Below are 14,356 nucleotides of genomic sequence, written 5' to 3' on the forward strand. Positions count from 1 at the left end.
TCAGGTCTGCTTACGTACATCTCGTAGCAGATTTAAGTGGAGCTTCACGGTCGTGGTGTCGAGACTACGGCCATGAGGCATCGGAACGCACCCTTCGGGCGCACGCTCTGCGCGATGGTCACCCCGTTCACGTCGGCCGGCACGCTCGACCTGGACGGGGCGGCCCGCCTGGCGGCCCGTCTCGTGGCCGAGGGCTGCGACGGGCTGGTCCTGAACGGCACCACGGGCGAGTCGCCCACCACCACGGACACGGAGAAGCGGGAGCTGATCGCGGCGGTCCGCTCGGCGTTGGGCGACTCCGTCCCGCTGGTGGCGGGCGTCGGCACGGCGGACACCCGGCACACCGTCGAACTGACCCTCGCGGCGGAGAAGGCGGGCGCCGACGCGGCGCTGGTCGTCACGCCGTACTACAGCCGCCCCCAACAGGCGGCGGTCGAAGCCCACTTCCTCCAGGTCGCGGACGCCTCGGGCCTCCCCCTGATGCTCTACGACATCCCCGGCCGCACGGGCACGCGCATCGCCCCGTCCACGATGATCCGCCTCGCCGCCCACCCCCGTATCGTCGCCGTCAAGGACTGCTCCTACGACTTCCTCGGCACCCAGAAGGTCCTGGCGGCGACGGACCTGGCCTACTACGCGGGCTGCGACGAACACATCCTCCCGCTGTACGCCATCGGCGCGGCGGGCTGCGTCAGCACGATCGCCAACGCGGTGCCGGGAGAGGTGGCGGCCATCCTGGCGGCCTTCGACGCGGGGGACACGGCGAGAGCCGCCGAACTCCAGTCCCGCGTCACCCCGTTGATCGAAGCGATGATGGCCTCCGACCTACCGGGCACGGTGACGACGAAGGCCCTCCTCAACACCCTGAACCTCCCAGCGGGGCCGGTACGGGCACCGCTGCTGGCGGCGGACGAGGAGACGACGGTGGATCTGGTGACTGCCTTTAGGCAGCTCACCCGCTCACCGACAGGGCTTCGGTAGACCGTCCGATGGCCTGAGCTTTGAAAATGGCCGACCGGTTGGCTCGCCGGTCGGCCATCCTCCGCTCAGAGCACCCGGCCCTGAATCCCTGTCACAGCGCCTGGGCGCCCGGCTTCACCATGTTGCGGACCGTCCTGGCCTTCACGAAGTCGCCCAGGGCGGTCATGTCCCACTCGCCGGAGTACTGGCGGATCAGCTTGGCCATCAGGACGCCCGTCTGGGGTTCGGCGGAGGTCAGGTCGAAGCGGGCCAGTTCCTCGCCGGAGGTGGGGTCGATGAGGCGGCAGTACGCCTTGGCCACCTCGGTGAACTTCTGGCCGGAGAAGGAGTTCACCGTGAAGACCAGGCCCGTGACCTCCGGGGGGATGCGGCCGAGGTCGACCGTGATGACCTCGTCGTCCCCGCCGCCCTCGCCCGTGAGGTTGTCACCGGAGTGCTTGATCGCGCCGCCCAGGATGGACAGCTTGCCGAAGTAGCAACTGTCGACGGCGTTGCGCTGGGGGCCGTAGGCGATGACCGAGGCGTCCAGGTCGATGTCCTTGCCCCGGTACGCGGGCTCCCAGCCGAGGCCCATCTGGACGCGGGAGAGGAGGGGGGCGCCGCCCTTGACCAGGGAGACGGTCTGGTTCTTCTGGAGGTTCACCCGGCCCTTGTCCAGGTTGATCTTGCCCGCGCCCGGCACGGGGGCCGGGGGAGCCTGGGGGACCGGGGGTGCCTGAGGTGTCTGGGGTGCCGAGGGAGCCGGGGGCGTCTGAGGTGCCTGGGGAGCGGGGGGCGTCTGGGGGACCGGAGAGGCGGAGACCGGCTGGGCCGGCTCCTCCACCGTCACTCCGAAGTCCGTGGCGATGCCCGCCAGGCCGTTCGCGTACCCCTGGCCCACCGCGCGGGCCTTCCACTGGCCGTTGCGCCGGTAGATCTCCACGACCACGAGGGCCGTCTCGGCGCCGAGGCCGGGCGGGGTGAAGGAGGCGACGACCGCACCGCCGTCCGCGTCCCGGATCGTGGCCGTCGGCTCGATGCCCTGGAAGGTCTGGCCCGCCGCGTCCGGGCTCGCGGTGACGACGATCTTCTCGATGTCCGGCGGCACCGCGGCGGTGTCGACCGTGATCGCGTCCGGCGCGGAACCGCCGCCCGAGCGGTAGGTCACGCCGGGGCCGGCCGGCTGGTTGTAGAAGATGAAGTCGTCGTCGGAGCGCACCTTGCCGTCGGCGGTGAGCAGCAGGCCCGACACGTCGAGCCGCACCGGAGCGGCCACGTCCACCGTCACACGGGCGGCCGGGAGCGGGACGTTTGAGCCAGGGGTCATAGCGGTCATGCCGGGTGAACGAACGACACCACTTTGCCGTTCCCTTACCTGGCGCCGTGACCCCCGTTCGGATCACGGCGCCGGGAAAGGCACAGGTCAGGGCACCACCACGATCTTGCGGCCGACGCCCGCCGCGAACTGCTCCAGCGCCTGGGGGTAGTTCTCCAGCGGAAGCCGGTCGCTGATGAACACGTCCGGGTTCAGCACACCGTTCGCGAACAGCTCCGCCGCCCGCTCGTAGCTGTGCAGCACCGCCATCGAGCCGGTGATGGTGATCTCCTGGTTGTAGATGCGGTACGGGTCGATCGTCACCCGCGTCGCGTAGTCGGCCACGCCGAACTGGAGGTACGTACCCGCCTTCGCCACCCGGCCCAGGCCGTCCTGGATCGCCGCCGCGTTGCCGGTAGCGTCGATCACGACCTCCCAGCCCTGCGGCCGGTCCAGCTCGTCGGCGTTGGCCGCCGAGCCCGAGACCCCGAGCAGCTTGGCCGTCTCCAGCCGGGCCGGGTTGATGTCGACCATGTCCACGCTCGCCGCACCCGTGCGCTTGGCCAGCTCCAGCATCATCAGGCCCATGGTGCCGGAGCCGTAGATCAGGACATGGGCGCCGAGGCGGGAGTTGAGGATGTCGTAGCCGCGCACCGCGCAGGACAGCGGCTCGATGAGGGCCGCGTCCTGGGGGCGGACGTGCTCGGGCAGCTTCACGCAGTTGGCCACGGGAGCGACCGCGTACTGGGCGGCACCGCCGGCCGTGGTCACGCCGATCGCGGCCCAGCGCTCGCACATGTTGTTGTGGCCGTCGCGGCAGAAGCGGCACTCGTAGCAGTACAGGGACGGGTCCACCGCGACCTGGTCGCCGACCGCGACCTCGGTGACCTGGCTGCCGATCCCGACGACCTGGCCCGCGAACTCATGACCCGGCACGATCGGCAGCTTGGGCGCGAACTCGCCCTGGAGGATGTGCAGATCGGTACCGCAGATCCCGCACGCGGCGACCTCCACGACGACGTCACGCGGACCCGGGGTCGGGTCGGGGACCTCGCTGACGACGGCGCGGCCCACGGACTCGATGACGGCGGCCTTCATTTCACGGCTCCCAACGACAGGCCCTGGACCAGCTTGTCCTGGGCGGCGAACCCCGCGGCGAGTACCGGCAGGGAGACGACGAGCGACGCGGCGCACACCTTGGCCAGGAACAGTCCCTGGCTGGTGATGAAGCCGGTGAGGAAGACGGGCGCGGTCTCCGCGACCACCCCGGTCAGGACACGGGCGAACAGCAGCTCGTTCCAGCTGAAGATGAAGCAGATCAGGGACGTGGCCGCGATGCCGGGCAGCGCGATCGGCGCGACCACGCGGGCCAGGATCACCGGCAGCGAAGCCCCGTCCACCCGCGCCGCCTCGATGACGGCGACCGGCACCTCGGCGAGGAAGGACTGCATCATCCACACCGCGATCGGCAGGTTCATCGAGGTGTAGAGGACGACCAGCAGCCAGATGTTGTCCAGCAGCCCGGCGTTCTTGGCGAACAGGTACAGCGGCAGCAGGCCCGCCACGGCCGGGAGCATCTTGGTGGAGAGGAAGAAGAACAGGACGTCGGTCCACTTCCTCACCGGCCGGATCGACAGCGCGTACGCCGCCGGCAGCGCCAGCACCAGCACGAACAGGGTGGAGGCCAGCGAGGCGACCGTGGAGTTGATCAGCGCGGGCCAGGGGCTGGCGCCTCCGGCCGCGCCGAAGAACTCGCGGTAGCCGTCCAGGGTGAGCGGGGCGGCGAAGGACGGCGGGTTGGTGGCCGCGTCCGCCTCGGAGTGGAACGAGGTCAGGACCATCCAGGCGATGGGCAGGAAGAAGACGATGCCGGCCAGCCAGGCCACCAGGCCCAGGCCGCGCCCGCCTCGGCCGGTGCGCCGCGCGGGGGTGGCGGTGGTGGAACTCATCGGGACACCTCCTCGCGGAACAGGGACGACACCACGCGCAGGGCGAAGGTGGCGATGACGATGGAGCCGATGACGACGAGGACACCCGCCGCCGAGGCGAGGCCGTTCTCATGGGCCTGGTAGAAGCTCTGGTAGACGGTGTACGGCAGGTTCGCGGTGCCGAGGCCGCCGGAGGTGAGCGTGAACACCGCGTCGAAGTTCTGCACGATGTAGATGGAACCCAGCAGGGCGCCCAGTTCCAGGTAGCGGCGCAGGTGCGGGAGGGTGAGGTGGCGGAAGATCTGCCAGTCGCTCGCCCCGTCCACCCGGGCGGCCTCGATCTGCTGCTGGTCCCGGCTCTGCAGTCCGGCCAGCAGGATCAGCATCATGAACGGCGTCCACTGCCACACCAGCGAAGCCTCCACCGCGAGCAGCGGGGTGTTGGAGACCCAGTCCGGCTGTGGGCCGCCCACATAGTGCAGCAACCCATTGAGAAGACCGTACTCCGGGTTGTAGAGCACATGCTTCCAGAGCAGGGCGGCGGCCACCGGGACCACCAGGAACGGGGCGATCAGCAGGGTGCGGACCACACCCCGGCCCTTGAACTTCCGGTCCAGCAGCAGCGCCAGCGCGAGGCCGAGCACCAGGCTGGCCACCACCACCGAGGCGGTGAGCAGCACGGTCACCCATACCGAGTGGCGCAGGTCGGCGTCGGTGAGGACCTGCTGGTAGTTGTCGATCCCGGTGAAGCGGCGGGCCTTGGGGTAGAGCGCGTTCCAGTCGAAGAACGAGATCACCAGCGTGGCCACGAAGGGCAACTGGGTCACCACGATCATGAAGACCAGGGCAGGCAGGAGCGGGGCGCGGGTGGCCCAGGCCCGCAGCCGGGCCGGGGGGTGCTTGATGGCGGGTGCGGAGCCGGCCGCGAGCGGGGCCGTTGTCGTCGCTGTCATCGTCCCTCGTACTCCTTGGAGATCTGCTCGGCGAGCTGCTGGGACTTGCGCAGGGCCGAGTCGACCGACTGGCGGCCGGCGATGGCCGCGCTGATCTGCTGGGACACCTTGGTGCCGAGGTCGGTGAACTCGGGGATGCCGACGAACTGGATGCCGGGCGCGGGTCGCGGCTGCACACCGGGGTCGGTGGGCCGGGCGCTCTCGATGGCCTCCTTGGTCATCTCCTGGAAGGAGGCGGCCTCCTTGCGGTACTCCGGATTGGTGTACGTCGAGGCGCGCTTGCCCGCCGGGGCGTCGGCCCAGCCGCTGGTGTCACCGACCAACTGCTCGTACTCCTTGCTGGAGGCCCAGGAGACGAACTTCCACGCCTTGTCGGGGTTGTGGGAGGCGTGCTGGATGCCCCAGGCCCAGGTGTAGAGCCAGCCGGAGGACTTGGTCTTCTCCACCGGGGCGGGGGCGTAGCCGAGCTTGCCCTTGACCGGGGAGCCCTTGCCCTCCAGGAGTCCGGCCGCCGAGGTGGCGTCGTACCACATGGCGGTCTTGCCCTGGGTCATGTTGTTCAGGCACTCGGCGAAGCCGGACTGGGCCGCGCCGGACTCGCCGTGCTCACGTACCAGGTCCACATAGAACTTGACGGCCTTCTCGAACTCGGGGGAGTCCAGCCGGGCCTTCCAGTCCTTGTCGAACCAGGTCCCGCCGAAGGTGTTCACCACCGTCGTCAGCGGCGCCATCACCTCGCCCCAGCCGGGCAGGCCGCGCAGACAGATGCCCTTCATGCCGGGCCGGGCGCCGTCCGCCTTCGCGGCGAGGTCGGCCACCTGCTGCCAGGTCGGGTGCGCGGGCATCTTCAGGCCCTTGGCCGCGAAGACGTCCTTGCGGTACATCAGGAAGGACGACTCGCCGTAGAAGGGCTGCCCGTAGAGCTTGTGGTCGTCGCCGGTCAGCGACTGCCGCATGGGCCCGAGCACGTCCTGCTGGTCGTAGGCCTTGTCCTTGGCCACGTACGAGTCCATGTCGTGCAGCCAGCCGTTGCGGGCGTAGATCGGGATCTCGTAGTTGGACAGCGTGGCCACGTCGTACTGGCCGGCCTGGTTGGCGAAGTCCTGGCTGATCTTGTCGCGGACGTCGTTCTCGGGCAGCACGGTGAAGTTGACCTTGATGCCCGTCTCCTTGGTGAAGTGGGCGCGGGTCAGCTTCTGCAACTCGGTCATCTGCGGGTTGTTGACCATCAGCACGTTGATGGAATCGCCGCCGGAACCGGTCCCGCCCGCGCCGGCCCAGCAGCCGGAGAGCAGCGGGGCGAGCAGCGTCCCTGCGGCGGCCATGGCGAACGTGGTTCGCGGCCTCCGTCGGCTCGGGGTGCGCATGGATCGCTCCTGGATATATGGGGACAAAGAGGGCGTGTCCCCGCGCAGGGGTGCCCTCAGGGAGGGGTGATGCGAAATCTGTGGTGCGAAGGAGCGTCAGACCCTGATGACCTGCGGCCCCAGAAGGGAGTAGCGGTGGGCCTCGGCCGCCGGGAGCTGGCTGCTGGTGACGATCGTGTCCACCGCGCCGACCTCGGCGAACCGGCAGAAGCTGACGGCCCCGAACTTGGTGTGCACCCCCGCGAAGACCGTGCGCCGGGCGGCCCGGATGGCCTGCGCCTTGACCTCGCTGACCGCGGGGTCGGGCGTGGTCAGGCCGTGTTCGCGGGAGATGCCGTTGGCGCCGAGGTAGGCGAGGTCCACCACGAAGCCGGCCAGCATCTTGGTCGTCCAGTGGTCGACCGTGGCGAGCGTGCCCGCCCGGACCCGGCCGCCCAGCAGCAGGACCGACACGTTCTCGGCCTCCGCCAGGGCGCCCGCGACGGGCAGGGAGGCGGTCACCACGGTCAGCGCCCGGCCGGTCGGCAAGGCCTCGGCGATGAGCTGGGGGGTGAAGCCCTCGTCGACGAAGACCGTCTCCGCGTCCCCGAGCAGTTCGGCCGCGGCGGCCGCGATCCTGCGCTTCTCGGGTACGTGGCTGGTGGCGCGGAAGGCGAGCGTGGTCTCGAAGGCGGCGCTCTCCACCGGGTAGGCGCCGCCGTGGGTGCGGCGGACCAGCCCGTGGTCCTCCAGGGCGCGCAGGTCGCGCCGGATGGTCTCCTTGGCCACGCCCAGCTCGTCGGCGAGCGCGGTGACGTCGACGGAACCGGTGGCCCGCGCCGCGCGCACGATCTCGCGTTGGCGTTCCTCGGCCGTCCTGGTGTTCATGTCGTCACCCGCTCTCGTCATCGAGATGCCCGCTGGGATGCCCGTTCGGGCCCTGGGGGAAGTTCTACAGCGGACGCGCGGCGCTGACCAGGTCTGTTCCGTGCCCGATCCTGCCCGTGTGTGCCCGATCACATCCCGCCGCGCCCGCCTCGGACCTGCGCGGCAGCGGGGTGCCGGGTGGGAGCGGGCGCCGCGCGTGCCCGAACATGACTGCGGACGGGCCCGTTTGGTGCCCGTCCGCGATCGTTTTCGGCCGAGGGGCCGACCGGAGGGACTCCGGTGGCGTGGTCAGTACGGCCAGATCGGCGGGTCGGTGAGGAAGTGGCCGCCGAGGCGGTCGTGGGCGGGGTTCGCGGGGTCCCGTTCGCCCTGCTCGGCGATGAGCTTCTCGGCGTACGGCTCCGAGTCGTCCTCGGGGGTGTAGCCGAGGGCGCGCGCGGAGGAGAGGTCCCACCACAGGCGGGTGTTGGCGGAGGAGCCGTAGGCGACGGTGTGCCCGACACCCTCGGCGGTCAGGGCCGCGTGGAAGAGGCGGGCGGCGTCGGCGGGGCTCAGCCAGATCGAGAGCATGCGCACGCTGGTCGGCTCCGGGAAGCAGGAGCCGATGCGTACGGAGACGGTCTCCAGGCCGTGCCGGTCCCAGTAGAGCTGGGCCAGATCCTCGCCGAAGCACTTGGACAGGCCGTAGAAGGTGTCCGGGCGGCGCGGGGTGCCGACCGGGATCAGCGGGTCCCCCTGGGCCGGGACGGGGGTGTGGCCGACGGCGTGGTTGGAGGAGGCGAACACCACGCGGGGGACGCCTTCGAGGCGGGCGGCCTCGTAGAGGTGGTAGGTGCCCTCGATGTTCGACTTCAGGATCTTCTCGAACGGGGCTTCCAGGGAGATGCCCGCCAGGTGCAGCACCGCGTCCGTACCCCGTACCGCCTCGCGCAGCGCGTCCAGGTCGGCGAGGTCCGCCGTGATGGCGTCAGGGACGCCGGGTATCGGGCGGGCGTCCAGGAGGCGCAGGGTGTAGCCGTGGGCCGGCAGCAGGGAGCGCATCAGGGTGCCCAGGCCGCCTGCGGCTCCGGTGAGCAGGATGGTGCGGGGCGTGGTGCGGGGTGCGGTGTCGGGTGCGGTGCGGGGTGCGGGCATCCTCGGCCTCCTTGCCTGATCCGGCCTGGCGTCGGCCGTGGGTGTGGACGCGGTTCACATCCTTGGCGAAGCTAGAGAGAGGGCAGAGGCGGGTCAAGTGGGTTGCCGGGTACGGTCAATCGGCTGATGGGTACGGGGTGCGCGCGGCCTTGACCGCCTTCGGCCGTGCTCGTAGCGTTCACGCATGCGGACACCGGTCAGCTTGCTGCCCAGTGGTGCGGTCGGGCCGCTGGAGGAGGAAGCGTGCGGGCGTCCGCGTTCGTCTACCCCTGGGACGTCAACGGCGATCCCGAGGCTCCCGGCCGTATCGCCGGCCTCGGCGTGGCACAGGTGACCCTCGCCGCCGCCTACCACTCCACCCGCGCGCTCACCCCGCGCCACCCGCGCCACCGGATCGTCACCGCCGAGTACGCGGCCGTGCTCTACCTCCCGGGTGAGCAGTGGGCCGACCGGGATCTCCGGCCCCACCCGGCCGGTGACTGGGCCCCCGGCGACGCCTTCGGCGAGGCGGCGGCCGCGCTCGCCGGGGCCGGTCTCGAGGTGCACAGCTGGGTCGTCCTGGCGCACAACTCCCGCCTGGGCGCGGAGCATCCGCACACCTGTGTCGTCAACGCCTACGGCGACCGCTACCCCTGGGCGCCCTGCGTCGCCCAGCCGGCCACCCGCGCCTACCTGGCCGGCCTCGCCGCCGAGGCGGCCGTACGCCCCGGCGCGAGCGGCACCGAGCTGGAGTCCCTCGGCTGGTACGGACTCCAGCATCTGCACGCCCACGACAAGACCGCCGGGGTCGCGCTCGGAGAGGCCGGGCAGTATCTGATGTCCCTCTGCTTCTGCCCTGCCTGCCGGGACGGGTACGCCGAACAGGGCCTGGAAGCAGATGAGTTGGCCTCCGCTGTGCGGGCCGCGCTGGAGCCGGTGTGGCGGGGCGCGGCCGACGGCGACGGCTGGCGGGGCGTGGAGCGGGGGCTGGGCGCGAAGACGGCGGCCGCCACGCGCGCGTGGCGCGAGGCGGTGGCCCGCACGCTCCAGGAGGAGGCGGTCGCCGCGGTCCGCGCGGCCGCCCCCGAGGGCTTCCGGGTCCTCCTGCACGCCGACCCGGTCCCGTACCACTGCGGAGCCAACGCCGGGGTGGACCCGGCCCACATACTCTCGGTCGCGGACGGGGTGGTCGTCCCCTGCGTCGACGGTACGCACCGCCTGGCACCCTTCGCCGAGCACGCGCGCGAGGACACGGTCCTGGCGGCCAACCTCACCGTCGTCCGGGGCCTCGGCGGCGACCCCGCCCGCCTCGCGGCCGACGCCGACCGGGCGCGCGCCGAGGGGGCGAACGAGCTGCGGCTCTACCACGCCGGGCTGGCCTCGGACGCGGACCTCGCCGCGGTACGGGAGGGGCTCGCGGGGCGGTGAGCAGGTCCGGGCCCCGGCGCCGATGAGTTCCGGGCAGCGGGGCGGTCACCCCTTCGTACCCCTGGTGCGCACCCGCGAGGAGCCAGACATGACCGACCCGACCCTGGATCTCGGCCCGCAGGCCCGGATCGTCGCCCGGCTCGCCGAGGCCGTCACCGACGAGGGGCTCTCGGCGCCCACACCGTGCCCCGGCCTCCCGGTCCGGAACCTGCTGGGCCATCTGCTGCATCTGTCCATCGCCTTCCGGGACGCCGCCCGCAAGGACCTCGGCGCCACGACCGACACCAGCCCCACCGAGACCGTCCCCGACATCGGCCCGGACTGGCGCGCCGAGCTGCCCAAGGCCCTGGACGAACTCGCCGAGGCCTGGCGCGACCCGGCCGCCTGGACCGGGCGGACCCGCGCCGGGGGAGTGGACCTCCTCGGCGAGATCGCGGGCGCCGTCGCCGCCGACGAACTGGTCGTCCACGGCTGGGACCTGGCCCGCGCCCTGGGCCTCCCCTACACTCCCGACCTCCCCGCCCTCGCCTCCGCCCACGGCTTCCTGCAGGCCGTCGCCGAGGACCCGGACGGGGGCGGCGGCATCTTCGGCCCAGCGGTCCCGGTCCCACCCGAGGCCCCCTTGCTGGACCGCGCGGTGGGGCTCAGCGGCCGTGATCCGGGGTGGCGGGCGTAGGGGGCCGCCGGAGCGGACGGTCGGCCGAAGCGGCCGCGTTGCCGGGAGCCCGCCCCTTATCGTGCCGACGCCGTCTTGACGCGCCTTACCTGGCTCGCGCCTGACCGGCGCCGCGGGACCGGCGGCGCGCACGGGGCCGCCGTGGGCGCCCGCGTCGCCCCGCCCCTGCTTCGCATCGGTGGGCGTGAGGGGGGAGCCCGAGCGTCCGCCTCCCGCTTGCCGACACCGGGAGGCCCCCTCGCGGGCCCGTGAACTCCCGCGCCGACCCGGCCGCGATCCGGATCGGGGAGCGCCCGAGGGACAGCCCCCTCGCCGCCCCTGCCCCGGTGCATCCGGCCTGGCACGCCCCGGAACGCCGGAAGCGGGCCCCGGCGCCGAGCCGGACAGCGCCCGCCGGGACTCCGTCGGCCCCCGCGCCCGCCGGCCGAGTGCCACCCACCCGACCGCCTGCCCGCCCGGCCAGGGCGATGGCTTGATCTCGATCGTGCAACGTCCGTCGCGCGCGTGCGATGACGCGCGTAGAAAACCTGTCATGCATAAATCACTGCGAATCGCGGCCGCCACCGCCGCCTGTGCTCTCGCCGGTGGCGCCCTGTACGGCGCCGGTGCGGCCACCGCCGGGCAGTCGACGGCGAACTCCACCCACGAGCCGTACAACATCGGGCTCCTGGTGAAGGACATCGACACCTACTACGGCACCACCGCCGACAGCTCGGGCAAGTACCAGGCGTCGCCGACCAGCCCGTACGCCAAGGACCTGGCCCGGATCGACGCCGACGCCAAGCGGTACATCGACAAGGCGGCCCGCAAGGCCCACCACCGGGGCGAGAAGCCGGCCGTCGTCTTCGACATCGACGACACCCTGCTGCTCAGCCTCGACTACGAGAAGCGCTACAACTACACGTACGACAGCGCGACCTGGAACGACTACGTCAACCGCGCCGACCGCCCCGAGGTGTTCGGCAGCCCCGAGCTGGTGCGGTACGCCACCTCCAAGGGCGTGGCGGTGTTCTACAACTCCGGCCTCAGCGAGGCCCAGCGCCCCGGTGCCGTGGAGAACCTGAAGAAGGTCGGCGCCGACGTCAACCTCGACCCCGGCCACATGTTCCTCAAGGACAAGGCCAACCCGCCCGCGTACCTGTCCGGCTGCGCCACGCCGGGCACCTGGACCTGCACCACCGTCCAGTACAAGTCGGGCACCCGCAAGCACATCGAGGACCTCGGGTACGAGATCATCGCCAACTTCGGCGACCAGTACTCCGACCTGGAAGGCGGCTACGCCGACCGGACGTACAAGCTGCCGAACCCGACGTACTTCGTCTCCTGACGCCCCGGCGGCGCTCAGCTCCGCTTGAGCGCCGCCGCCAGCATCGCCCTGGCCACCGGTGCCGCCAGGCCGTTGCCGCTGACCTCCGAGCGGGCCGCGCTGGACTGCTCGACCATCACCGCCACCGCGACCTCCTGGCCGGTGCTGTCGGACTTGCCGTACGCGGTGAACCAGGCGTACGGCGTCTCGCTGTTGTTCGGGCCGTGCTGGGCGGTACCGGTCTTGCCGCCGACCGTGACCCCGTCGATGAGCGCGTTCCGTCCGGTGCCGTCCCGGACCACCGTCTGCATCGCGGACTGGAGCTGCTCGGCGGTACGGGTGCTCACGACCCGCTCGCCCTTCGCGTCCCCGAAGTCCTGCAACACGTCGCCGTCGCCGCTGGTGAGCTGGGACACCATGTGCGGCGCCACCAGCTCGCCACCGTTCGCTATGGCCGAGGACACCATGGCCATCTGCAGCGGGGTGGCGGTGACGTCGTACTGGCCGATGCCGGACAGCGCGGTCAGCGCCTTGTCCATGCCGGACGGGTACACGCTCTCGTAGGCCCGCACCGGGACGTCCAGCTCGTCGTCGCCGAAGCCGAACTTCTCGGCCATGGCCCGCACCTTGTCCTGGCCGAGGTCGACGGCCAGCTTGCCGAAGACGTTGTTGCAGGAGTACTGGAGGGCCACGCGGATCGAGGCGTTCTCGCAGGGCGCCGCGGTGTTCTCGTTCGGCAGCTCGCGCGTGGTGCCCGGCGGGGTGTACGGGGCCGGGCTCTCGGTGCGCTGGTCCACGTCCGTGTACAGCCCGTCCTCCAGCGCGGCCGCCGCCACGACCAGCTTGAAGGTCGATCCCGGCGGGAGCGGCTGGCGCATCGCGCGGTTGACGAGCGGCTTCTCCTTGTCCTTGGTGAGCCGCTGCCAGGCCGGCCCCGCCGTGTTCGCCGCGGTCAGCGCCGAGGGGTCGTAGGACGGCGTCGAGACCATGGCGAGGATCTTGCCGGTCTTCGGGTCGATCGCCACGGCGCCGCCGGTGTTGCCGCCCAGCGCGCGGTAGCCGGCCCGCTGCACGGCCGGGTCGATCGTGGTGATCACGTTGCCCGGATCGGCCCGCCGCCCGGTGACGGTGTCCATCACCGTGCGCAGCCGGGTGTCCGTGCCGTTGAGCAGGTCGCCGTAGACACCCTCCAACTGGGTCGGCGCGTACGCCTGCGAGGCGTAGCCGGTCACCGCCGCGTACAGCGAACCGTCGGTGTAGGTGCGCTTGTACGCGAGGTCACTGCCCTTGGCGCGGGCCGAGCCGGTGACCGGCTTCCCGGCCACGACGATGTCGCCGAGCGGGCGGGAGTACGTGCCGATGGCGTTCCGGCGGTTGTCGGTGGAGTCCGCGAGGGCCTTGCCCTCGTAGAACTGGACCCAGGTCGCCCGTACCAGCAGGGCGAGCACGAGCAGCAGGGAGAAGACGGCGGCGCGCCTGATCGTCTTGTTCATGGCGCAGGGGTAGACGCGTGGAGCGGTGGGTTTCGTTCCCGACCGGCGACCCTTCTCATCACATGTTCAGATTTTCAGTGCCGCTTTCGCGGGAGCTTGTTCACAGCCGTCGCGTCGCCAGCGTCAGCCGGTCCCGCGCGTCCAGCAGCGCGTCCTTGATCATCTGCTCGTGCGCCGGGGTCAGCCGGGCCACCGGCACCGAACAGCTCACGGCGTCACGGGCCGGGGTGCGGTACGGCACGGCCACGCCGAAGCAGCGCAGGCCGAGGGTGTTCTCCTCGCGGTCCACGGCGTAGCCCTGCTCGCGGACGCGGTGCAGCTCCTCGATCAGCTCCTCCCGGTCGGTCACCGTGTGCTCGGTGAGCGCGGGCAGCTTCTCGGGCAGCAGGGACCGCACCTGGTCGTCGGTATGCGTGGCGAGCAGCGCCTTGCCCAGCGAGGTCGAGTGCGCGGGCAGCCGCCGGCCGACGCGGGTGAAGGGGCGCAGATAGTGCTGGGACTGGCGGGTGGCCAGGTAGACCACGTTGGTGCCGTCCAGCCGGGCCAGGTGGATGGTCTCCGTGGTGTCGTCCGCGAGCCGGTCCAGTACCGGCCTGGCCGCCGCGACCACCTCGTCGCCGTCGATGTAGGAGGTGCCGACCAGCAGGGCCCGTACCCCGATGCCGTACCGGGTGCCCGTGGCGTCCGTCTCCACCCAGCCGAGCTCCACCAGCGTGCGCAGCAGCATGTACAGGCTGGACTTGGGGTAGCCCACGGCCTCCTGCACGTCCGCCAGGGAGTGCATGCCGGGCCGGCCCGCGAAGTACTCCAGCAACTCCACTGTCCGCACCGCGGACTTGACCTGCGCCCCGCCGCCCGTCTCGGCTGCCGTCATCGCTTCCCGACCCTTCGCTCTGTTCAGCTTTCGCAAGACCGCGGGGCCTGGATGCCGACGCCCCCGGACCTATAGT

General features: G+C 71.5%; 13 protein-coding genes. 4 read left to right on the forward strand and 9 right to left on the reverse strand.

Annotated features, from left to right (window positions below; genetic code table 11):
• The first annotated feature begins 72 nt into the window (after positions 1-72).
• Entirely contained in the window at positions 73-981 is a 909-nt protein-coding gene (dapA, locus tag HEK131_RS08295) for a 4-hydroxy-tetrahydrodipicolinate synthase (RefSeq protein ID WP_244334243.1), read from the forward strand.
• Between the two features lie 91 nt (positions 982-1,072).
• Here the strand turns inward: dapA and HEK131_RS08300 are convergent, their stop codons facing one another.
• From HEK131_RS08300 to HEK131_RS08330, 7 genes are all read right to left on the reverse strand, one after another.
• Entirely contained in the window at positions 1,073-2,287 is a 1,215-nt protein-coding gene (locus tag HEK131_RS08300; protein WP_244334244.1) for a TerD family protein, read from the reverse strand.
• Positions 2,288-2,383: 96 nt separating this feature from the next.
• The gene (locus HEK131_RS08305; RefSeq protein WP_217461583.1) at positions 2,384-3,373 is read right to left on the reverse strand and encodes a zinc-dependent alcohol dehydrogenase family protein; all 990 of its coding nucleotides are present in this window, start codon (positions 3,371-3,373) and stop codon (positions 2,384-2,386) included.
• Positions 3,370-4,224, reverse strand: coding sequence for a carbohydrate ABC transporter permease (locus HEK131_RS08310; RefSeq protein ID WP_217461582.1), 855 nt, complete (start codon positions 4,222-4,224; stop codon positions 3,370-3,372). Before HEK131_RS08310 ends, HEK131_RS08305 begins: the two co-directional genes overlap by 4 nt.
• Entirely contained in the window at positions 4,221-5,156 is a 936-nt protein-coding gene (locus HEK131_RS08315; RefSeq protein WP_217461581.1) for a carbohydrate ABC transporter permease, read from the reverse strand. Before HEK131_RS08315 ends, HEK131_RS08310 begins: the two co-directional genes overlap by 4 nt.
• Positions 5,153-6,523, reverse strand: coding sequence for an ABC transporter substrate-binding protein (locus HEK131_RS08320; RefSeq protein WP_217461580.1), 1,371 nt, complete (start codon positions 6,521-6,523; stop codon positions 5,153-5,155). Before HEK131_RS08320 ends, HEK131_RS08315 begins: the two co-directional genes overlap by 4 nt.
• A gap of 96 nt (positions 6,524-6,619) precedes the next feature.
• Entirely contained in the window at positions 6,620-7,390 is a 771-nt protein-coding gene (locus HEK131_RS08325; RefSeq protein ID WP_161146498.1) for a DeoR/GlpR family DNA-binding transcription regulator, read from the reverse strand.
• 288 nt (positions 7,391-7,678) lie between these two features.
• Entirely contained in the window at positions 7,679-8,524 is an 846-nt protein-coding gene (locus tag HEK131_RS08330; RefSeq protein ID WP_244334245.1) for an NAD-dependent epimerase/dehydratase family protein, read from the reverse strand.
• A 243-nt stretch (positions 8,525-8,767) separates the two neighbouring features.
• On the opposite strand from HEK131_RS08330, the gene HEK131_RS08335 reads away from it, so the two are divergent.
• From HEK131_RS08335 to HEK131_RS08345, 3 genes are all read left to right on the forward strand, one after another.
• Positions 8,768-9,931, forward strand: coding sequence for a hypothetical protein (locus HEK131_RS08335; RefSeq protein WP_244334246.1), 1,164 nt, complete (start codon positions 8,768-8,770; stop codon positions 9,929-9,931).
• Between the two features lie 88 nt (positions 9,932-10,019).
• Positions 10,020-10,607, forward strand: a complete 588-nt coding sequence (locus HEK131_RS08340) for a TIGR03086 family metal-binding protein (protein WP_244334247.1) — start codon at positions 10,020-10,022, stop codon at positions 10,605-10,607.
• 532 nt (positions 10,608-11,139) lie between these two features.
• Positions 11,140-11,934 carry an HAD family acid phosphatase gene (locus tag HEK131_RS08345; RefSeq protein WP_217461576.1) on the forward strand — a complete coding sequence of 265 codons (795 nt, stop codon included), beginning with the start codon at positions 11,140-11,142 and terminating at the stop codon, positions 11,932-11,934.
• 14 nt (positions 11,935-11,948) lie between these two features.
• Here HEK131_RS08345 and HEK131_RS08350 read toward each other — a convergent pair whose 3' ends face one another.
• A complete protein-coding gene (locus HEK131_RS08350) occupies positions 11,949-13,406 on the reverse strand; it encodes a peptidoglycan D,D-transpeptidase FtsI family protein (protein WP_244334248.1) in 1,458 nt (485 codons plus the stop codon).
• 100 nt (positions 13,407-13,506) lie between these two features.
• Positions 13,507-14,280: an IclR family transcriptional regulator gene (locus HEK131_RS08355; protein WP_217461574.1), complete on the reverse strand. Its 774-nt coding sequence runs from the start codon at positions 14,278-14,280 to the stop codon at positions 13,507-13,509.
• Positions 14,281-14,356: the final 76 nt, after the last annotated feature.

Origin of the sequence: Streptomyces seoulensis (genome assembly GCF_022846655.1) — a bacterium.
GTDB lineage: Bacteria > Actinomycetota > Actinomycetes > Streptomycetales > Streptomycetaceae > Streptomyces.